Annotated in this window: 22 protein-coding genes and 1 pseudogene; 19 read left to right on the forward strand and 4 right to left on the reverse strand. The window is 43.7% G+C overall.

Going from position 1 to position 19,814, the window contains the following annotated elements:
* The first annotated feature begins 9 nt into the window (after positions 1-9).
* The 6 genes from AB4384_RS06335 (at position 10) to AB4384_RS06360 (ending at position 4,506) form a co-directional block, all read left to right on the forward strand.
* Positions 10-1,014 (forward strand): S66 peptidase family protein, encoded by a 1,005-nt coding sequence (locus tag AB4384_RS06335; RefSeq protein WP_017061804.1) that lies wholly within the window; start codon positions 10-12, stop codon positions 1,012-1,014.
* Positions 1,015-1,165: 151 nt separating this feature from the next.
* A complete protein-coding gene (locus tag AB4384_RS06340; RefSeq protein WP_017061805.1) occupies positions 1,166-1,630 on the forward strand; it encodes a DUF302 domain-containing protein in 465 nt (154 codons plus the stop codon).
* Between the two features lie 267 nt (positions 1,631-1,897).
* Positions 1,898-2,413, forward strand: coding sequence for an adenylate kinase (locus AB4384_RS06345; protein ID WP_136978486.1), 516 nt, complete (start codon positions 1,898-1,900; stop codon positions 2,411-2,413).
* Between the two features lie 132 nt (positions 2,414-2,545).
* Positions 2,546-2,770 carry a hypothetical protein gene (locus AB4384_RS06350; RefSeq protein WP_017061807.1) on the forward strand — a complete coding sequence of 75 codons (225 nt, stop codon included), beginning with the start codon at positions 2,546-2,548 and terminating at the stop codon, positions 2,768-2,770.
* Between the two features lie 138 nt (positions 2,771-2,908).
* Positions 2,909-3,937: a radical SAM protein gene (locus AB4384_RS06355; protein WP_017061808.1), complete on the forward strand. Its 1,029-nt coding sequence runs from the start codon at positions 2,909-2,911 to the stop codon at positions 3,935-3,937.
* A 17-nt stretch (positions 3,938-3,954) separates the two neighbouring features.
* Complete coding sequence (locus AB4384_RS06360) at positions 3,955-4,506, forward strand: DUF1349 domain-containing protein (RefSeq protein ID WP_017061809.1); 552 nt, start codon at positions 3,955-3,957, stop codon at positions 4,504-4,506.
* 94 nt (positions 4,507-4,600) lie between these two features.
* Here AB4384_RS06360 and AB4384_RS06365 read toward each other — a convergent pair whose 3' ends face one another.
* Complete coding sequence (locus AB4384_RS06365) at positions 4,601-4,933, reverse strand: PBPRA1643 family SWIM/SEC-C metal-binding motif protein (protein ID WP_017068336.1); 333 nt, start codon at positions 4,931-4,933, stop codon at positions 4,601-4,603.
* Between the two features lie 255 nt (positions 4,934-5,188).
* On the opposite strand from AB4384_RS06365, the gene AB4384_RS06370 reads away from it, so the two are divergent.
* The 7 genes and pseudogenes from AB4384_RS06370 to AB4384_RS06400 all read left to right on the forward strand — a co-directional run bounded on the left by AB4384_RS06370 (position 5,189) and on the right by AB4384_RS06400 (position 9,054).
* Positions 5,189-5,905 (forward strand): HAD family hydrolase, encoded by a 717-nt coding sequence (locus tag AB4384_RS06370; RefSeq protein ID WP_372129104.1) that lies wholly within the window; start codon positions 5,189-5,191, stop codon positions 5,903-5,905.
* Positions 5,906-5,956: 51 nt separating this feature from the next.
* Positions 5,957-6,339 (forward strand): annotated as a pseudogene (locus AB4384_RS06375) (nuclear transport factor 2 family protein).
* Positions 6,340-6,428: 89 nt separating this feature from the next.
* Positions 6,429-7,160 carry a glucose 1-dehydrogenase gene (locus tag AB4384_RS06380; protein WP_017063921.1) on the forward strand — a complete coding sequence of 244 codons (732 nt, stop codon included), beginning with the start codon at positions 6,429-6,431 and terminating at the stop codon, positions 7,158-7,160.
* Positions 7,161-7,253: 93 nt separating this feature from the next.
* Positions 7,254-7,886, forward strand: coding sequence for a type B chloramphenicol O-acetyltransferase (gene catB / locus AB4384_RS06385; protein WP_372129106.1), 633 nt, complete (start codon positions 7,254-7,256; stop codon positions 7,884-7,886).
* Positions 7,887-8,056: 170 nt separating this feature from the next.
* Positions 8,057-8,314 (forward strand): Rho-binding antiterminator, encoded by a 258-nt coding sequence (locus tag AB4384_RS06390; RefSeq protein WP_372129107.1) that lies wholly within the window; start codon positions 8,057-8,059, stop codon positions 8,312-8,314.
* A gap of 8 nt (positions 8,315-8,322) precedes the next feature.
* Positions 8,323-8,556: a hypothetical protein gene (locus AB4384_RS06395; RefSeq protein ID WP_010441052.1), complete on the forward strand. Its 234-nt coding sequence runs from the start codon at positions 8,323-8,325 to the stop codon at positions 8,554-8,556.
* Positions 8,557-8,604: 48 nt separating this feature from the next.
* Entirely contained in the window at positions 8,605-9,054 is a 450-nt protein-coding gene (locus AB4384_RS06400; protein WP_017070693.1) for a GyrI-like domain-containing protein, read from the forward strand.
* A 223-nt stretch (positions 9,055-9,277) separates the two neighbouring features.
* Here AB4384_RS06400 and AB4384_RS06405 read toward each other — a convergent pair whose 3' ends face one another.
* The gene (locus AB4384_RS06405; protein ID WP_017061817.1) at positions 9,278-9,868 is read right to left on the reverse strand and encodes a glutathione S-transferase; all 591 of its coding nucleotides are present in this window, start codon (positions 9,866-9,868) and stop codon (positions 9,278-9,280) included.
* Positions 9,869-10,041: 173 nt separating this feature from the next.
* Between AB4384_RS06405 and AB4384_RS06410 the strand changes: the two genes are divergently transcribed.
* Positions 10,042-12,297, forward strand: coding sequence for a peptidase U32 family protein (locus tag AB4384_RS06410; protein ID WP_372129108.1), 2,256 nt, complete (start codon positions 10,042-10,044; stop codon positions 12,295-12,297).
* Positions 12,298-12,474: 177 nt separating this feature from the next.
* On the opposite strand, the gene AB4384_RS06415 is transcribed toward AB4384_RS06410, so the two are convergent.
* Together AB4384_RS06415 and AB4384_RS06420 are read right to left on the reverse strand one after the other, a co-directional pair.
* Positions 12,475-12,939, reverse strand: coding sequence for a thioesterase family protein (locus AB4384_RS06415; protein WP_017061819.1), 465 nt, complete (start codon positions 12,937-12,939; stop codon positions 12,475-12,477).
* A gap of 180 nt (positions 12,940-13,119) precedes the next feature.
* The gene (locus AB4384_RS06420) at positions 13,120-14,955 is read right to left on the reverse strand and encodes an ABC transporter ATP-binding protein/permease (protein ID WP_017061820.1); all 1,836 of its coding nucleotides are present in this window, start codon (positions 14,953-14,955) and stop codon (positions 13,120-13,122) included.
* Between the two features lie 563 nt (positions 14,956-15,518).
* On the opposite strand from AB4384_RS06420, the gene artP reads away from it, so the two are divergent.
* The 5 genes from artP (at position 15,519) to AB4384_RS06445 (ending at position 19,797) form a co-directional block, all read left to right on the forward strand.
* On the forward strand, positions 15,519-16,247 hold the full coding sequence (gene artP / locus AB4384_RS06425) for an arginine ABC transporter ATP-binding protein ArtP (protein WP_372129110.1): 729 nt from the start codon (positions 15,519-15,521) through the stop codon (positions 16,245-16,247).
* Positions 16,248-16,367: 120 nt separating this feature from the next.
* A complete protein-coding gene (locus AB4384_RS06430; protein ID WP_004733839.1) occupies positions 16,368-17,099 on the forward strand; it encodes a lysine/arginine/ornithine ABC transporter substrate-binding protein in 732 nt (243 codons plus the stop codon).
* A 3-nt stretch (positions 17,100-17,102) separates the two neighbouring features.
* The gene (artQ, locus tag AB4384_RS06435) at positions 17,103-17,789 is read left to right on the forward strand and encodes an arginine ABC transporter permease ArtQ (protein ID WP_017083621.1); all 687 of its coding nucleotides are present in this window, start codon (positions 17,103-17,105) and stop codon (positions 17,787-17,789) included.
* On the forward strand, positions 17,786-18,454 hold the full coding sequence (gene artM, locus AB4384_RS06440) for an arginine ABC transporter permease ArtM (protein WP_017068344.1): 669 nt from the start codon (positions 17,786-17,788) through the stop codon (positions 18,452-18,454). The genes artQ and artM overlap by 4 nt, the downstream gene beginning before the upstream one ends.
* A 311-nt stretch (positions 18,455-18,765) precedes the next feature.
* Positions 18,766-19,797, forward strand: a complete 1,032-nt coding sequence (locus AB4384_RS06445; RefSeq protein WP_372129111.1) for a DUF5677 domain-containing protein — start codon at positions 18,766-18,768, stop codon at positions 19,795-19,797.
* The last annotated feature ends 17 nt before the right edge of the window (positions 19,798-19,814 follow it).

Consider the following 19,814-nt stretch of genomic DNA (forward strand, 5'->3'; position numbering starts at 1 on the left):
GACAAACGAGTGATATACCCAAAAGCTTTAAATATTGGTGACAAAATCGGATTTTTCTCACCGTCATCGCCCGCAACGGTCTTTGCACCTAATCGATTTGCTCGTGCTAAACGTTATTTGGAAAAGCAGGGCTTCATTCTAGTTGAAGGTTTGTTAACTGGAGAGTCAGAAGGGTATCGTTCTGGTTCCATTCAAGCGCGAGCCGAAGAACTCAATCAGCTCATTCGAGATCCTGACGTGCGCTGCATTATGTCGACCATTGGTGGTAACAACAGTAACTCACTGTTGTCATACATCGATTATGATGCCCTTAGAGACGACCCTAAGATCATCGTCGGCTATTCAGATGCCACAGCATTACTGTTAGGCATCTACGCCAAAACTGGATTGGTGACTTTTTATGGCCCTGCACTTGTTGCGTCATTTGGTGAGTTCCCGCCATTAGTCGACGAAACCTTCCAATCGTTTACTGACATCTTATGCTCGGATTCAAGCCAACATCAGTACACGATGCCTGAGAGTTGGACGGACATTAAACACGATTGGGAAACTCAAGACTCTGCAAAGCCAGTTTACAATAACGAATGGCACTTCATGGGAAGAGGTCAAGTAAGCGGTCGCGTGATTGGCGGCAACCTGAGTACGATGGCCGGGATTTGGGGCAGCGAATACATGCCAGAAATTCAGTCTGGCGATATTCTGCTTATTGAAGATTCACTAAAAGGCATTGAAGCGGTCGAGCGTTCATTCGCGCACTTATTGGCTTGCGGAGTATTCGATAAAGTAGGCGCTATTGTACTCGGCAAACATGAGTTGTTTGATGACAAAGGGACAGGGCGAACACCACTCGATGTACTTCTTGAAGTGCTGAACGGTAAAAATGTCCCGATCCTGTATGGCTTCGACAGTTGTCACACCCATCCCATGCTAGTCACGCCACTAGGTGTGCAAGGCACTATTGATTTTGATGACCAAACATTCAAGCTTCAAAGCCAATGGTTAGCGTCGAGTTAACCTAAACTGATGATAATAAGACGCATTAGAAAAGTGATCCTCTCTGCAAACTGAGAATCGAATCGCGTCTATACTGACATGGGTTACGTCGCTGATTTTAGAAGTGGCGCTATGAATGTAAGTTTGATTAGGTTAAATCTCTGAGGTGACGATGAAAAAATTACTACCACTATGCGCCATTTTACTCTCTGCATCATTTTTAGCTGCGGCTTCTGATGGTTTGATTAAATACCAAAGTAATTACTCAGTGAAAGAGACCGCTGACCGCTTTGAAGAACTCGCTATAAGCAAAGGTTTGACGTTGTTTGCGCGAATTGACCATCAGAAAAACGCGAGTAAGGTCGATCTTGAATTGAGACCAACGGAAGTCATCATCTTTGGTAACCCGAAAGTAGGGACACCATTAATGCAATGTGCTCAAGAAGTCGCGATAGATTTACCGCAGAAGGTGTTAGTCACTGAAGATTCAAATAAGAAAGTATGGTTGTCTTACAACGATCCTAATTACTTGGTAGAGCGTCACGCGATCAATGGCTGTGACGAGGTCGTTAAGAAAGTATCGGGTGTACTAAGCAAGCTATCAGAAGCGACAGTGGCGAAAAAGAAAGCGAAATAACCAAGACCAATTAGCACTCATTAAGACTATTAATGGGTGCGACTTGACGAGGATATAGCTTCCCAATCAACGTTTGGCTGCATTGACAACTAAGCAACAATATATAAAAGTAGTTTTATGAAACTGAATTTAGCGCCATCTAACCAACGAATTATCATCATTCCATAAGAATGGTGGGATTGTTGATGCGCTTTGTTTATCGAACCCACCCGTAAGGTGGGTTTTTTGTCGCTGTCTTATGGGTTTTATCTGAATAGAGGAAGTCATATGAAAAAGATCGCGGTTTTTGGTAAGCCTGGGAGTGGAAAGTCCACAGTCAGCAAGGCGTTAGCACTAGCTACAGGGATAGAGCTTCACCAGTTGGACTCTATTGTTTACAAGGCCAACGGAGAGTTTGTTGAACGTGAAGTATTTGAGGAGGCTCATGAGAGCATACTTAAGTCAGAAAGCTGGATCATCGATGGTTTTGGCCCTCTAGGCTCGTTCAACACACGTTTAGATGCAGCTGATACCTTGGTTTATATCGACATTCCTTATTCAACTAGCTACTGGTTTGTAACCAAGAGAATGCTCAAAGGTTTATTTGTTAAACCTGAAGGCTGGCCTGCTGGAAGCTCAGTGATAAAAGGCACGATACAAAGCTATAAGACACTACAACTGTGTCCTAAATTTTGGAATGACGACTTTAGAGCGCAGTTAGAATTGCGCGCTAAAGAGAAAGAGGTTTACATCATCAGAAGCGTGACTGAATTGAATAACTTTGTTCACCAACACTTCACTTAACAGTCGAGAGTTTACTTTTCTTTAAAACGCTCTTACTTACTCATAACTTCATGAAAATATTTAGATTTAACTCTACGTGTGGCATATTTGCCATATGTTTAGTTTGTGCTTTGAGTTAAGGAGATAGATATTATGTATGGAAGTGAGAAGACGAGAGCGTTCTGTAGTAACTGTAAGGAACTGACACTGCACAAGTACACTATGTTCAGTAACCAAGCCGAAAAAGCGCCACAACATGAAAAGAAGCCAGGGTTGCTTGGAATGATTTTATCGTCGCTAGCTTCAAGTGGCGGAAACGGTGACTATAAATGTACAAAGTGTGGAACCAATTTACGTACACCGGACAACCTTGATTAGCCTTTAACCTACTTAATACTTCAACATTCTTCTTCTTTAATTATCCGTTTTCATTTGATAATAATTCAAATTGTACCGTGTTTTTCATTGAATGAACTTCTAGTAGTCTATGCGAATAGTTAATTATTGGGCATTCAAATGACACAGTATCAGTTCCAACAAGGGCATATTCGCCCACCTTCAGAAGCGGATAGCTTATTGATTCGCACCACCCAAGGTTGTCCTTGGAACAAATGTAAATTCTGTACGCTGTTTGAGGGGATGGAGTTTGCAATTCGTCCCGTTGAAGAGATTAAGAAAGACATTTGGGCTGCGAAAGCATTCTATAAGAACCGTAAATTTGAGACCTGTTTTCTGCAAGACGGTGATTCATTCACTATGGATACCGAAGACTTGCTGGATGTGTTGAATACACTCAAACAAGCCTTCCCAGAGTTAAAGCAGATCAGCTCTTATGGACGAGCGCAAAGCATGACTAAGAAGTCGCCTGAAGAGATGAAAGCCATCTGTGATGCAGGGCTCAACATGCTTTATTGCGGTATGGAATCGGGTTCTATTGATGTTCTCAAATTGATGAAAAAAGGCATTACTCCGAAATCTATTTTGAAATCGACCGAATACGCGAAGCAAGCGGGTATGAAGATGATGACCTTCATTATCCTTGGCTTGGGTGGTAAAGAATATTCGGCGCAGCATGTTGAAGAAACGGCGGCCTTACTTAACCAAATCAACCCAGATGAAATACGCATTCTGTCGCTTGCTGTGAAGCCTGGAACCGAATTGGATGAACTGGTGCAGAATGGAGAGTTCACGCCACTTAGCGAACGTGAAATGCTTGAAGAACAATATCAATTGATCAGTAAACTAAACCGCGTGACGGGCAACTATGGTAACTATCACGGTATTAATTTGTTGATGGAACTGAACGGACAGCTGCCACAGGATAAAGCGAAGTTCTTAGCGACAATAGACCGTTTCAATATGATGAGTGAGAATGACCAGAATAACTTTATCTTGGGACGTCGCATTCATTACTACGCCGCATTGAAAGACATGGATAACCAACTTATGTACGATTCTGTACAAAGAGAGCTTAATCGCATTCAAAAGCAAAATCCCGATGAACTCGACAATGTGTTTTACCAACTCCGTCAACGCATGATCTAGCAGCAAGGACTAATAACATGAATAACCTCGTTAACTGGCAAATCAGAAATGAAAATCCGGAACATCGGTCTTTGGAAAACGGCGTGCTGACGATGCAAGTGCAAGAGGGCAATATCTTTGGTGCGGGTTCAGCTGATGTTGATAATATCTTCGTTCATCCAGTATCTAGCTCGGATTACAGCACAGAAGTGACGGTTCAATTAGATCCAAACCTCGCATTTGAACAAGCTGGGTTAGGTATTTACTGGGATAACGACAACTACATTAAAGTGAGCAAAGAGATGTTCATGGGCGAGCGTTCATTGGTGTTCGTTGTAGAACAAAATGGTCAGCCACAGATCAAGGAACGTCTGTTGTTTAGTGAATCTAGTGTGTCGGTAAAGCTCGTCAAACAAGGCGGAAAAGTCAGCGCTCATTTCCGCCCGTTAGAAAAACAACAATGGCAGGAAGTGATCACGTTTGATTCGTTAGTAGGCAGTGAACAGGGTGTGATGCTTTATACGTTCAGTGGCAGTAAGGCGACGCCTAATTTCGCCAAATTTAGTGGCTTCAGTTTGTCTGACGCCTAATAATTTGTCTTACGCTGAATAAGCTTGCTTAGCGTATAAAAAAACGGACCGATATTGCTACCGGTCCGTTTTTAAATTCTTCAAGTCAAAGCGCTTATGCACAACACTTCTTGTATTTTTTACCGCTGCCGCAAGAACATGGATCGTTACGGTTAGGGGTCTTTTCAAACGTCATCGTTTTTGGCTTGTTTAGTAGAGTATCAAGCTCGATGGTGTTCTCTTCTTTGTCTGCGTCGACTGTAACGGTAACGAAGATAGTATTTTCAGCGGCTAGTGCTTCAACTTCTGCTTTGCGCGCTTCAGTTTGAACCATTACTGCGATTGGAGATTCTTCAGTACCCGCTTTTACATCGCGGTTTACGTTGTAGCCAGCAAGAACGTGGTTCTGTCTTGTTTCGATACGGCCTTTGAAAAATAGTTTCGACATTGGGTACTCATTAAAAATGTTGAATGGCGCTATTTTTAACGGCGATAGCGCAATGGAGCGGGGATTATACGCATATATTGCAATTGATAAAGCAGTGATGTGAGCAAACACGGTTTGGTTTTTGTTTGCTAGTAACGGTTTGTTCTCTAGCTTTGCTTCTATTCGACAAATTTCGAAATTCAAGACAATAAAATTGCCCTAAATAGGCTTATGAATGATAAATTCAAATTATTAATCGAAACAAAGAGATAGTGTATGAAGTTAGATGCCATCCTGTGGGATTACGATGGAACCATAGTCAATTCCGTTCCAAAGAATATCGCAATCACAAAAGACATTATCTCTTTAGTCGCGCCACACTTGTCAGGTGATAACTTACCTAAATATTTGCTCAGCGAAGCGCTTTATCATGAAGCCAACCACGGGGCTAAAAACTGGCAAGCCTTATATATCGACTATTACGGCTTATCACACGATGAAATGTTGATCGCTGGTGGAATGTGGGCAGAGCATCAAGAGAAAAACCAAACAGCCGTTGCCTTGTTTGAAGGAATGGAAACCGTGGTTAATCAGTTTGCTCATCTTCCACATGGGATCTGCTCTCAAAACTCTCAATTGAATATTCGTGGTGTGCTCGACAGTTATGGCATTGGTGATTTGTTTAAATCGGTCGTGGGCTATGACGATGTCTCGAACGGTAACCAAAAACCCCATCCATTTGGTGGTGTGAAATGTGTCGAGAACATATTTGGCGCCGATCCGACTAACGAGCTTTGTTTGATGTACATCGGTGACCATGAAGCGGACACACAGTTTGCTCGCAATATTGAAGCCGCGCTGGGTAAAAACGCAAAAGTGATTGCCGTTGCAGCAGGTTATAGCCGATCGAAACCTGAAAATTGGCAAACCAAGCCCGATTACATTGCTAACAGTGTCGATGATCTTTTAACGATCATTAGCAAGTACGCATAACGAAGCAGACATTTAAAAATCACCACACGTAAATAACTTTAAGGAAGAATAATGACACCAAAACAAGTGGTATTGGGATTTGGGATGCAATGCGCAGTAATGATTTTGCAAAGGCAGGTGAATGGTTAACCGCAGATTTTGAAGGCTATTGGCCGCAGTCGTCTGAATTGACGGTAGGGCGCGACAACTTCACGGCAGTCAATGCTGAATACCCAGCTAATGGTGTTTGGGAGTTCGCGCTCAATTCAATTGTCTGTGAAGGTGATACTGTAGTAACGGACGTTTCGGTCACTGACAGTGTGTTGAAAGGCCGAGTGATCACCTTTCACACGGTGGTTGACGGTTTAATTCAAAAGCAAACTGAGTTTTGGCCAGACCCATTCGAAGCGCCGGCGTGGCGATCGCAGTGGGTTCAGATCGTATCGAACAATTAGTTTGTATCGATACGATCAGTTTGTCACGAACAACTAGGTCGTATCGAATAATCAGGTTGCACAGAATAAGTAAACATTAGGAGGTTTCATTGAGCAAGGTAGTGGTTGTAACCGGCGGAAGCCGAGGCATTGGCGCAGCGACGTCTAAATTGTTGGCCAGTAAAGGCTATGCTGTATGCGTTAACTTCATACACAATGAGTCGCGAGCTGAAGATCTAGTGAATGAGATTCGCGAACAAGGCGGAACCGCGATTAGTGTGCGTGCGGATGTGTCTGTTGAATCGGACGTGAAATCTTTATTTGAGATTGCTCGTAATAAGCTAGGTCCAGTGACGCACTTGGTCAATAATGCCGGGATTTTGTTTACCCAGTCACCATTGGTTGATATTGAATTGGATCGCTTTGAAAAGGTGATGAAATCCAACGTATCAAGCTGCTTTCTGTGCAGTAAAGCCTTTATCAAACAAGCCGATGGCGCGGGTTCGATTGTGAATGTATCGTCTGCCGCTTCTCGCACTGGCGCACCGTTTGAGTATGTGGATTACGCAGCATCGAAAGGTGCGATGGATTCACTCACCAAAGGCTTATCGCTTGAATTAGCTTCACGCAATATCCGAGTGAATGGCGTAAGGCCAGGTTGTATTTATACTGAGATGCATGCAGACGGCGGAGAGCCAGATCGCGTAGACAGACTAGCTTCGCAGTTACCGTTACAACGAGGTGGCACACCAGAAGAAGTCGCTAACTCTATCGCATGGTTATTGTCAGACGAAGCTTCGTATGTCACCGGCTCGTTTATTGATATTGCAGGCGGTCGATAGGGCACGTTTGCCTTTACACTAATATAAACAAGTTACAACCATCAACACGCAACAAAAGTACCTAACTAAAAGAACGAAACTAAGAGTACAACCATGAAAAACTATTTTGAAAGCCCGTTTGTTGGAAAGTCACTCAAAGAACAAGTGACCAACCCAAACATCATCGTGGGCGAGCACAGCTATTACTCGGGTTATTATCATAACCACAGTTTTGATGACTGTGCGCGTTACCTATTACCGGATAGAACCGACATCGATAAGCTGATCATCGGCAGCTATTGTTCGATTGGTTCTGGCGCTGTGTTTATGATGGCGGGCAACCAAGGCCACCAAAATCAGTGGGCGAGTACCTTCCCGTTCTTCTATCAAGACGATGAGAAGTTTGAAGGTGCGATAGACGGCTTTGAACGCTCTGGTGATACCGTGATTGGTAACGACGTGTGGATTGGCACAGAAGCCATGATCATGAGTGGTGTTAAGGTCGGAGACGGAGCCATCATCGCAAGTCGAGCGGTTGTGACTAAAGACGTTGCGCCATACTCGATTGTCGGTTCAAACCCAGCACGCCATATCCGTTATCGTTTCAATGAGACTGAAATCGCTCAGTTGCTAGAAATGAAATGGTGGGAATGGAGCGAAGAACAAATCAAAGGCGCAATGTCGCTAATGTGTTCTTCAGACATTGGTGGTTTGTACCATTATTGGAAAGGATTCTTGAAGCCTTAAATTGTCGTTCACAGATGAAATGTGAATGGTGAGAACGAGATTAAATTTAACAAATTACTCAATAATCTGATTATGGCAATGCGATTGTGATACGAGTAACTTATTGATTGTAAAGATATTGAATAGTATGGCATGTCGCATTAGCGTGGTGGATGAATTGGAAGGGTATTATGATTAGTTGCAACGATTACGATTACGATTATATTGAGATTGTGTGTATGCACCGATACCCAATCAAATTAACGCTGAAGTCTGGCGAGCAGATTGAATGTTTCGGATTAGATACTCAACGCAATGATAGCCGTGAAGAGTGCATTAAGGTCAGTATTCAAGGTTTAGAACAACTTGTCGTACTCACAGACCTTTCCACACTAGAAGTTTGTGTCGACAACCCTCATTTTCAGCAGATTTCATTCAAAACGTCATAGGCTTTCAAATGAATAACACCATAGAACAATGCTATTGCACCGCATGCCGAGAAGATACACAGCACGTTGTGGTGTTGGTCAGAAAGACGAGTGCGTTTGCAGAGAAACCTAACCAAAAGCGAAGCGAGTTTTGGGCAGGCATGATAAAAGGTTGGTTTCTTGGCCCATTTATCGCATCTATGGACGAATTTTCTCGTCATATAGTGTGTGAGAAGTGTGGTCACAAAGAGATTGAAGATTAGGTATCGATTCAATATGCTCAAACCATCGTTGGCTTAGGGATAAAACGAATGAAAGTAGAAACGATTGAAGCCGTAAAGGCGTATGGGTTTTCAGTAAGAACCACTAATCAGGATGAGGTTGACCCAACTAAAGCGAAGATAGGTCAATTGTGGCAGGGCTTTTTTGATCAGGCTTTTCCCAAACTGACGCCGGATTCAAAAGTGTACGGTGTCTACACTAATTACGAGTCTGACTTTACGGGCGAATTTGATGTTATCGCGTGTACTAATGCACTTACGGATCAGAATGTTGATACGCTTGTAGAAACCGAAATACAAGCTGGCAAATATCTGACGTTTTCTGCTGAAGGTGAACTTCCTCAAGCGGTCATCGATCTATGGGGTGAAGTGTGGGCGTATTTCAGCGCTGCTGACTGCCCACATGTGAGAACTTACACGACAGATTTTGAACTATACAAAGGTGAAACTGAAGTCGAGATTTCGATAGCGATTCAGTGATCAGGTTAAAATGAACAAAAGGCTTAGCTTAGACTGTGTTTGCCAGTTAAGAGACAGTAGTTACCGGTAAAGAGACAACGGAATCCCAGTTAAGCCTTTGAATATCTGTTCTTTACAAAGAAGATACAGTGTCACGTAACTACTTTAATACCTAGGAATTATCTATTCCAGAATTACCCTAGATCACCCTAGATACCCTTAAGTCACCCAAAATTCTCTTAAGTTATCCAAAAAGACAATCTTGCTTGGTTTCATTCCACAAAGGGTATTGCTTCATGACTTGGGTGTAGAGCTTACTTTCAAGGTGCGCTCTTAACCAACGTCCTACGTTTTGATATTCCGATTTCACAAACCACTTCTTTTCGACTCGCACAAACTGACTGACGAAAGGCATCACCGCAAAATCGGCCAAGCTTGGGCTTTCTCCAAAAAAGTAGGGCTGATCGGTAAGTCGCACTTCTAACTGCTTAATGAAGGTTTCGCAGGCTTGTCGGCGTTGTTCAACATCGATGTTTCGGTAACGAACCGATGCACGATACCTTTCTAAGTGACCAATAAATTCTTCATCGTTGGTTTTAATGAGCTGCTGAACTTGTTCGCTAAGCGTTGGATTGCTTGAACGCAGAAGATCTTGAGGATCGTTTTGTTGAAGTGACCAGTTCATCACATCCAAGCTCTGTTCAATGACTTGTCCATTGGGTAACACCAATACAGGCACTGTTCCTTTTGGCGAACTGGCCAATAGTTCGCTAGGCTTGTCTTTGGTAACGATTTCTCGAAGTAACACTTTTTGCTGTGATAGTGCGATGCCCATTCGTCCGCGCATTGCATAAGGGCAACGGCGTAAAGAATAAAGGATAGGTAGATCGGATTCGTTCGGCATTATTGAGGTCATTTAGTTTGAAAAGTGTTGTACGGTGGTAAAGAGATCGTGATGTGGGTAGAATACGCGGCTTAAAAATTATAAGTAAGTGAGCGACTTCAAAAATGAGCAGAAAAATTGAGTTATTAGCCCCAGGTGGCGATGTAGAAGCGATAAAAGCCGCCATCGTAGCGGGTGCTAATGCAGTTTATTGTGGTTTAGACACATTCAACGCTCGTAACAGAGCCTCTAACCTGTCGTTAGACGAATTGAATGGTGTGATTCGCCTTGCTCATGAATACGGCTGTGAAGTGTTCCTGACTCTTAACGTTGTGCTACTGGAGCACGAGACTAAGAGCATCACCAAACTGCTGAACCAGCTTGTGAACACCAAAGTGGACGGCATCATTGTTCAAGACTTGGGTTTATTCAACCTGGTTAAGAAGCATTTCCCATCGTTAGACGTTCACGCGTCGACTCAGTTAACTACGCACAACGAAGGTCAGATTAAGTTCTTGTCTAAGATTGGCGCGACGCGCGTTAACTTGTCTCGTGAGTTGAACCTGCCTGAAATCAAGATGCTGACGGAAGTGGCACACGATCACGACGTATTAACCGAAGTGTTCGTACACGGCGCTCTGTGTATCGCATTCTCTGGTCAATGTTACTCAAGCTCAGTAAGTGTGGGTAACTCAGGTAACCGTGGTCGTTGTAGCCAAGCGTGTCGTGATGAGTACGAAATCACCAACGCGGGCAACAAGTTCCCACTTAACCTGAAAGATAACTCAGCTTACTACGACCTACCTGAATTGGTTGATGCGAAAGTCGACTCATTGAAAGTAGAAGGCCGTATTAAAGGCGCACACTACGTTTACACTGTGGTAGACACATGGCGTAAACAGATTGATAGCTTTGTAGAAAGTGGTTTGTTGATCGAAGACGATTCGAACCTACACAAAGTATTCAACCGTGATTTCACCAACTCTTTCCTAAAGGGCAACCTAACGAAAGACATGTTCATCGATAACCCGCGCGACAACAGCATGAACTACGCTGTTGAAAAAGCGACGGAGCAGAACAACGAAATCTCAGTTGTACAGATTCAAGAAGTGACCAACGAACTTCACCAAGCGAAAGACGTTCTTGGTAACGAAATGCGTGACAAGATCGAGTTCCTTGATATTCGCAAGACACCAGTAGCACTGTCGTTCAGCGCAAAAGTGGGTCAACCATTTACGGTGACTGTGAACACGCCAAAAGAGAACTTTACTCTTCAATCTAAATCGCTATTGAAAGCGGTTGAAGAGAAGGCGATTACTCAAGAGCTACTTGAGAAGCGCTTCAAAAACGTGAAGAGTGCAGTTCACACGCTAGAAAGCCACGACTTCAGTGAAGTGGATGCAGGCTTGTTGATTCCTCTAAAAGAAGTTTCAGACCTAAAAGACGAGATCGACTTCATTCTGAACGGCTCTGTGGAAGTGATTAAGCACGTTGAAGTGCCAGCACTGCCTCAGCACCCTAAAGTGAACGAGAAGCCGACTATGTCGATGCTTATCGCCGATGTAGAAGACTTACACCTGTGTGACGTGACTGACGCGGATGTTTACTTCAAACTTCCAGAAAGCTTCAAGAAGCGTTGTAACAAGTACATCGACATCTTGGCAGCAAACCCACGTTTGATTCCTTGGTTCCCAGCGGTATTGATCGGTAAAGATTACGACGAAGCGGTTCGTATTCTTGAAGAGATCAAGCCAGCTCGCATCGTAACCAACAACACGGGTATTGCTTACAAAGCTTACGAGATGGGTATTGAGTGGGTTGCAGGCCCGTTCATGAACACGACCAACTCTCACGCACTGGTTACTCTGAAAGAAGAGCTGAACTGTGCAGGCGCATTCATTTCGAACGAGATCAACAAAGGTCAGATTCGTCATATTCGTCGCCCAGAGAACTTCAAACTGTTCTACAGCATTTACCACCCAATCTTGATGATGACCAGCCGTCAGTGTTTCTTCCAAAGAACCGTGGGTTGTAACAAGCCAAGCATCGAAGCAGGTTGTATGTTGAAGTGTGAGAAAGCGACCACGATTACCAACGTGAAAGGCATCTCTTTTGCGGTTGATAAACAGAAGGGTGGCTACCCAAGCATTTACAACCACGAGCAGTTCTTGAACCACGACGCAGTAACTGACTTCTCTGGTCTGTTCGACGAGTTCTTCATTGACCTAACCAACATCGGTGCAGGTTCTAAAGAAGTGAAAGACAAAGTTGAGCTTATCAAGCATTTCGAAGCGCTACTGAACGGCGTTGAAGGTTCACAACAGAACCTAGAGCTGATGGTTGAAGTTCGAACTAATGCTCAGTACGTGCAAGGTCTATAGCGTACAAGGTTTATAGGGTTCAATGTCTATGGGCTGTAAGGCTTATAGCTTCTAACGCAAAGAGCGTTCAAGGTTTATAACGCTCAACCGCTTATAAGCACTCTGAACCAATATACAAAAGGCCACTCAATCGAGTGGCCTTTTTAATGTCTGAGTCTTTCTCAATCAGCGAATACGTTATTCCGTCACGGCTTCTTGTTTGAAGCATGGGCTTTTCAACGTGTTCATCTTTTCGATTTCATTGGTTAAGCGCAGCGAGAGCAGGGCTTTCTGGTTCGAAGCAAAATCAAACATCACGATAGTCGCAGTGCCAACGGTCGTCAGTTTCTGTTGAGCCTTACTGACAATCGCGTATTCCATGGTGAATCGGTCATCTTGAATATCGGTAACACGTGAGCCGACCATCAAGGTATCTGGATACGTGACTGGGCGGAAATACTTACAGTAAGTGTCACCAAGAACAGGACCAACTTTGGTAATCGCCATCTCTTCCATCAGCTCGACGTGCTTGAAAAAATCTAAGCGAGCGGTTTCGAAATAGCGAAAATATACAGCGTTGTTAACGTGATTGAGTGCGTCCATTTCTCCCCAAGCGACAGGGATTTCTGTTACTACCGGGTAGTCAGATAATAGTGCTTCCATGCGAACTCTCTTATTGTTATCTGTGTAATTAACGTTATTTACTTATCCTTCATCGAAATAAGTTGTTATTGGAATAAAAACCCTACCGCTAAATTAACAAAACTGCAACACGCGTGATCTAAGTTTTTGAAGCTTGAAACCACACAATGTCAGTGACTTAGTTGCACATCCACTCAATAGTTAGGCACTAAGGTGTTTGAATTGCAGCTCAACCAAGCGTTGGTACAATTCGCAGCTATTGATGAGAGACTGGTGGTCGCCGATGTCTACTAGTTGTCCTTTATCGAGCACCGCAATTTGGTCGGCGTGTTTAATTGTTGATAATCGATGGGCGATAATGATCGTCGTTCTGCCACGCATTAACTCTTCTAACGCTTGTTGTACGTGATGCTCACTTTCACTGTCTAGTGCGCTGGTTGCTTCATCCAACAATAGAATATTTGGATCTTTCAAGATGGCACGTGCGATAGCAATACGTTGTCTCTGCCCACCAGAAAGCCTTACACCACGTTCACCAAGAAAGCTGTTGTAGCCATCAGGTAGGTTTTGAATGAACTCGTGTGCGTGCGCTTTCTTCGCCGCTTCGATCACTTGCTCGTCTGTTGCCTGCGGGTTGCCGTAGCGAATGTTATGGAACACATCGTTACTGAACAGAGCAGGTTGTTGCGGTACCAATGCCATCTGCTTTCTTAGCTCGTTAGGATCAAACTGATTCAGTTCAACACCGCCTAAGGTGACCTTACCCACTTGTGGGTCGTAGAAACGTTGCAGCAGTTCGAACAGGGTAGTTTTACCTGCGCCAGACGGGCCAACCAGTGCCAACACTTTGCCTTCATGGGCAGTAAGCGTGAGGTTGCTTGTTGCGGGTTGGTCCGGTCTTGATGGATAACAGAAGGTCACATCATCAAATGCAACTTCTGGCGTTACGTTAGCAAGCGAAGTTGGATTCGCAACTGGCGCAACAATATGGCTTTCAACTTGTAGGATCTCGATTAATCGCTCGGTCGCACCTGCCGCGCGTTGCAGTTCACCCATCACTTCAGAAATCGTACCTAACGATGAAGCAACCATAATTGCGTAGAACACAAACGCCGCTAAGTCACCAGCCGACATAGTGCCGTTGATAACATCACTGCCGCCAACCCAAAGCATGCCTGCAATAGCACTAAATACAATCACGATAACGCCAGAAATAAGAATCGCGCGCTGTTTTACACGCTGGCGACCAATCTCATATGCCTTTTCAACTTCAACCGCGAATGACGCTTTCTCTTGCTCTTCTCGGCTGTAGCTTTGCACCGTTTTAATGTGCTCAATCGCTTCACCTGCATAAGAACCCACATCAGACATCGAATCTTGGCTTTGGCGAGATAGGGCTCTCACACGACGCCCGTACACAAGAATCGGAATCAAGATAAACGGCACCGAGGCCAATACAATCAACGTCAGCTTAATATTGGTCGCAAACAGCATGATGATTGCACCAATACACATCAACGCGCTGCGCATCGCCATAGAGAACGATGAACCTATGATGCTTTGAAGCAGAGTGGTATCCGTAGTAATGCGCGACATGATGTCGCCACTGCCATTGGTCTCGAAGTAACTTGGATGCAGCGTCACGACATGATTGAAAACCGACAGGCGTATATCCGCACTTACTCGCTCACCAACAGAAGAGACCAAATAGAAGCGGAAGAAGGTGCCAATCGAGATCAGCACAACCACCACCATGATGAATTGAATCGCGCTGCCTAAGTCTGACAACGATTGTTGGCTGAAGCCTTGGTCGATAAGAAGACGAATACCGTGTCCGACTGAAAGGGTTAAGCTCGCTGTGAAGATCAACGCGATCAACGCAGCAATAACACGACCTTTATAAGGCTGAATGAATTTACTCAGCTCAAACAAAATACTGAGGCTTTTTTTCTCAGGTTTGGGTTCTGGCGCTTGTTGAGTCGATCGCTGAGTCTGTCGCTGGTTCGAGTCGAGCGTAGAAGAGACATCGTTTTGCATATGACTGCCTTAATGTGTTGTCGCTTTAAAAATAGATGGCTTGTTGCTTGTTGCTTATGGCTAATTGCTTTATGACTTATTGCCTGTACTGCGCGTTGTTCGCTGGGCAGTAATTGTTGTTGAGAATCGAACCCATTAAAGCATTTATTGCGCTGTGACGCTCCCTAGGAAACTCAATTTCCAATATTTCATCAACACTAAGTGAATAATTCGAAACGACCTTAAAGGAAAACTAAGCATTTTGATCCAGTCAGTTTGATAGGAAACCAAGCTATTTAACCCTAATTTTTATGCAAGTAAATTAGCGTTGATAGGAGAGTGCACACATAAACAAGCAACCGTGCGATGATTTATAAATTGATAGCAAAACGTTTGCTATTTATCTCGATATTAGCTTTATCAATGACTTGTAAGTTTTGGTTGTAAGACCAGTTATAGCGACTGTTTTTTGTGGAATATTTGTTACAAAAATTCAACAAAGTAGTTTTTTATACATTTTTCTTGCATAAAACCTCGGATTGAATAGAATAACCAACAAATGACAATTAATGCAGTATTGTAGCATGAGTATTCAAGTAAAGAGCATCAACAAATCATACGGTGATACCCAAGTTCTTCACGACATCAGTTTCGACTGTGAGAGTGGCGAAACCTTGGTATTGCTTGGCCCAAGCGGCGCGGGCAAGAGTTCATTACTGCGTGTATTGAACCTGCTTGAAATCGCGGACAACGGCGAATTAGACATTGCGAATGAGCAATTCGATTTTTCAAGCCAAATCCAAGAGAAGCAGGGGCTTAAACTTCGTCGTAAAGTCGGCATGGTGTTCCAGCAATACAACTTATGGCCACACATGACGGTGATGGAAAACTTGATTGAAGCACCAACCAAAGTAGCGGGTTTGGATAAGCAAAAAGCGATTAAGCAAGCGCAAGAAGTCCTAAAGACACTTCAACTTGCCGACAAAGCAGACGCTTGGCCACTTCAACTGTCTGGCGGTCAACAACAGCGTGTTGCGATTGCACGTGCGCTGATGATGAAACCGGATGTGTTGTTGTTTGATGAACCAACAGCGGCGCTTGATCCTGAGATCACCAACCAAGTCGTGAGCATTATTAAAGAATTGAGCGGAACGGGCATTACCCAAGTGGTCGTGACGCATGAAGTCGATTTCGCGAAGAAGATTGCTAGCCACGTTCTGTACCTAGAAAAAGGGTACATCGTTGAACACGGCACCAGCGATTCATTCGTTAATCCGCAGACACCTGAGTTTGCCGAGTATCTGACTCATTAAGTAAGTCACTTATTAAAAGAAAGTTGACTCACTAGATCTAGCTAAACACAACATCAATTAAAACAATCAAATTATAAGAATGGCCACAGGCCGCTATTACACAGTATTCGGAGTAACAAAATGAAAAAGATTCTACTAGCTTCACTTATCGGCCTTGCTTCTTTTAACGCAGCAGCTCAAGAAGAAATCAAATTCGCGATGGAAGCAACGTACGCACCATTCGAATACATGGATGAGAACAACCAAATTCAGGGTTTTGACGTAGACTTAGCAAACGCACTTTGTGAAGAGCTGAAAGCAACGTGTACTTTCCACAACCAAGCATTCGATAGCTTGATCCCTGCACTTAAATTCAAACGTTACGATGCGGCTATCTCGGCAATGGACATCACAGAAGCGCGTCTTAAACAAGTGAACTTCTCTAACGCATACTACGATAACTCTGCAGCATTCATCTCTTTTGAAGGCAAAGTCGCAGATCAAGCAGCACTAGAAGGTAAGCGTGTTGGTGTTCAAAACGGTTCTACTCACCAGAGCTTCCTACTTGAGCAAATGACTGGCGTAACAGCGGTACCTTACTCAAGCTACCAAGATGCATTCATCGACATGAAAAACGGTCGTATCGATTCTGTATTCGGTGACACAGCCGTTGTAGCAGAATGGTTCAAGAAAGAAGACAACCTAACGTACGTTGGCGACCAAGTAACAAACCAAGAGTACTTCGGTAACGGCTTTGGCATCGCAGTAAACAAGAGCAACCAAGAACTTGTAGACCAGCTTAACGTTGCACTTGCAGCAGTAAAAGCGAACGGCGAATACGATAAGATCTTCAACAAGTACTTCGGTAAGTAATTTATGGAATTAACGGGTTACTCTTTAGGGCTCGTCGAAGCAAGCTGGATGACTGTTCAGCTTGCGTTCGTAAGCCTATTGGTTGGATTGGTTCTAGCAGTTTTGTTTGCAAGTGGTGAGATGTCTCGTCGTATTGCAATCAAATGGCCAACGACTGCATTTGTGACGATTGTTCGTGGTTTACCAGAAATTCTGGTCGTACTGTTTATCTACTTTGGTTCGACACAAGTTCTGTTCATGATCACTGGCGACTTCATAGAAGTGAGCCCGTTCTTATCTGGTGTTGTTGCACTGTCACTTATCTTTGCTTCTTACGCTTCACAAACCATCCGTGGTGCTTTGAAAGCAGTAAGCAAAGGGCAGAGAGAAGCAGCAAGCGCGCTTGGTATCTCTCAATCGCGTTCATTCTTTCGTATCGTGTTACCTCAAGCGGTAAGACACGCACTACCAGGGTTAACCAACCAATGGTTAGTGTTATTGAAAGACACTGCATTAGTTTCGCTGATTGGCGTAACAGATTTGCTGAAACAAGCACAACTAACATCAGCGGCAACGCACGAAGCATTTACTTGGTACGCGACAGCAGCAGCAATCTACTTGGTCATCACTTTAATCACACAAAGATTGGTAAAAGTGATTGATGGTAAGTTCTCTATTCAAGGTTTGGGTAACAAAGGGGCAATGGCATGAATCAACAATACCTCTCTCAAATGCTTGAAGGCTTAGTGACCAGTCTTCAACTCACAGGCGCTTCATTGCTTGTTGGTTGTATCTTGTCACTGCTGATGACGGTAACGCTAATTCTAAGAATACCGGCGATTCACTGGTTCACTCGTGGCATCATCACGCTGTTCACTGGCACACCATTGTTGGTTCAAATCTTCTTGGTGTATTACGGCCCGGGTCAGTTCGATTGGATTCGTGAAAGCTTCATGTGGACTTGGTTAAGCCAACCTTGGTTCTGCGCAATGTTAGCATTAGCTTTGAACACCGCGGCATACAGCACGCTACTGTTCAGAGGCGCATTCAACGCCATTCCAGCAGGGCAGTGGGAAGCATGTCGCGCACTCGGCATGGACAAAATCGCAACGCTTAAAGTGTTACTGCCATACGCACTACGCCGCGCCGTTCCAGCTTACTCGAACGAAGTGATTCTAGTCTTCAAAGGCACGTCACTGGCAAGCACCATCACCATAATGGATTTGATGGGTTACGCTCAGCGTATTAACGGCCAAACCTACGACACACTTACTGTGTTTGGTATCGCCGGCGCATTCTACTTAGCAGTAAACGGCATACTAACGCTGATCTTCCGCCAAGTAGAGAAGAAAGCCCTCGCATTCGAAGCCGCGTAAGCTAGCCACAAACAAATTTAATTAACGTATAAAGCCTGCCATTTATGTTCGCATAAATGGCAGGCTTTTTTGTTTTTGGAGTATGCGCAGAGGTACTGTTTTTATATCTAGTAGAGCGGGGTTTTTGCGAAATTCATACTATATAGAAATATTCTGCATTTTGTCATTCAATGAGTCTATCTATGTTTTAAGTCACTGAATTGCTGTGATTAATCGTGGTAAATTAATATGCATATGAAACTAGATAGAATGATTCTGTATTTAAATGCAGAATTTTTCAGTCTAATAGCTGTTATGAATCAGGGAGACTTATGAGCACTATTCAAGAACAATTCGAGAAGTTCATTGAAGATTTGATTGCCGAAAATCCAGATAAAGCTAAAGATTTGGATATAGAAATGCTAATAGCAGATATAACACCTGATTTCGTAGATGCAATAGGTGCATCATTGGCCAGTTCGATGCCAGAAATGCTTTCAAATCGCAGGTATGACTACAATTCATTTGCTGATAGGAACGTTGACAGGTGGAAGTCAGGCTTTGATCTTCTAGAAACTCATATCGTGATTTGTACTGAAGCAGGTGAAACCTTAAACTCTGAACATCGCCATCAAGCAGCGGAACAAGGAGATTTGGTATTTGATCTTTTAGTTCGTCATCATGCGAGAGCCTGCCACATCGCAAATGAAATTTTATGCTTAATGAAAAATGGTTTCCCTGATGCAGCGCATTCACGCTGGAGGGCGTTGCATGAAGTGAGTGCTACTGCATTGTTTATCGCTAAACATGGTCAAGAGTGTGCAGAAAGATTTTACTTTCATGATGTTGTGGATTCCTACGATGCCATGAAAGAGCACCGGAAATATGAAAGCAGACTTCAAGCAAAAGCACCAACAGACACAGAAATACAAGAAGTAAAAAAGGTCTACGATGACCTAATTAAAAAATACGGAAAAGGTTACTCAGGACACTACGGATGGGCCGCTTATTTGTTTCCTGCGCATAATCGTGTTGGCTTTGGTGCAATTGAAAAAGACGTTGGTCTTGAGCACTTACGTCCTTACTATAAATGGGCAAGCCAAAATATTCACGCTGGCTCAAAAGGATTAAGAAATCGTTTAGCTCTCGAAGAATGTGAAGAAGATATATTAGTTGTGGGGCAGAGTAATTCGGGGATGACTGACCCTGCTCATGCGACTGCAATTAGTCTACTTCAAGTGACGAGTGCGTTACTTATGTTAAGACCGTCAATGGATGCAATTGTAATGATGCAAATTGCAACATGCTATTCAGATGATATTGGTAGTGAGTTTCTCAAGTTGTCGAGAAATTCTGATTCATAACAAACGACTATGGCGTC

The sequence above is a fragment of the Vibrio sp. 10N.261.51.A4 genome (genome assembly GCF_041471945.1).
Classification (GTDB): Bacteria; Pseudomonadota; Gammaproteobacteria; order Enterobacterales; family Vibrionaceae; genus Vibrio; species Vibrio crassostreae_C.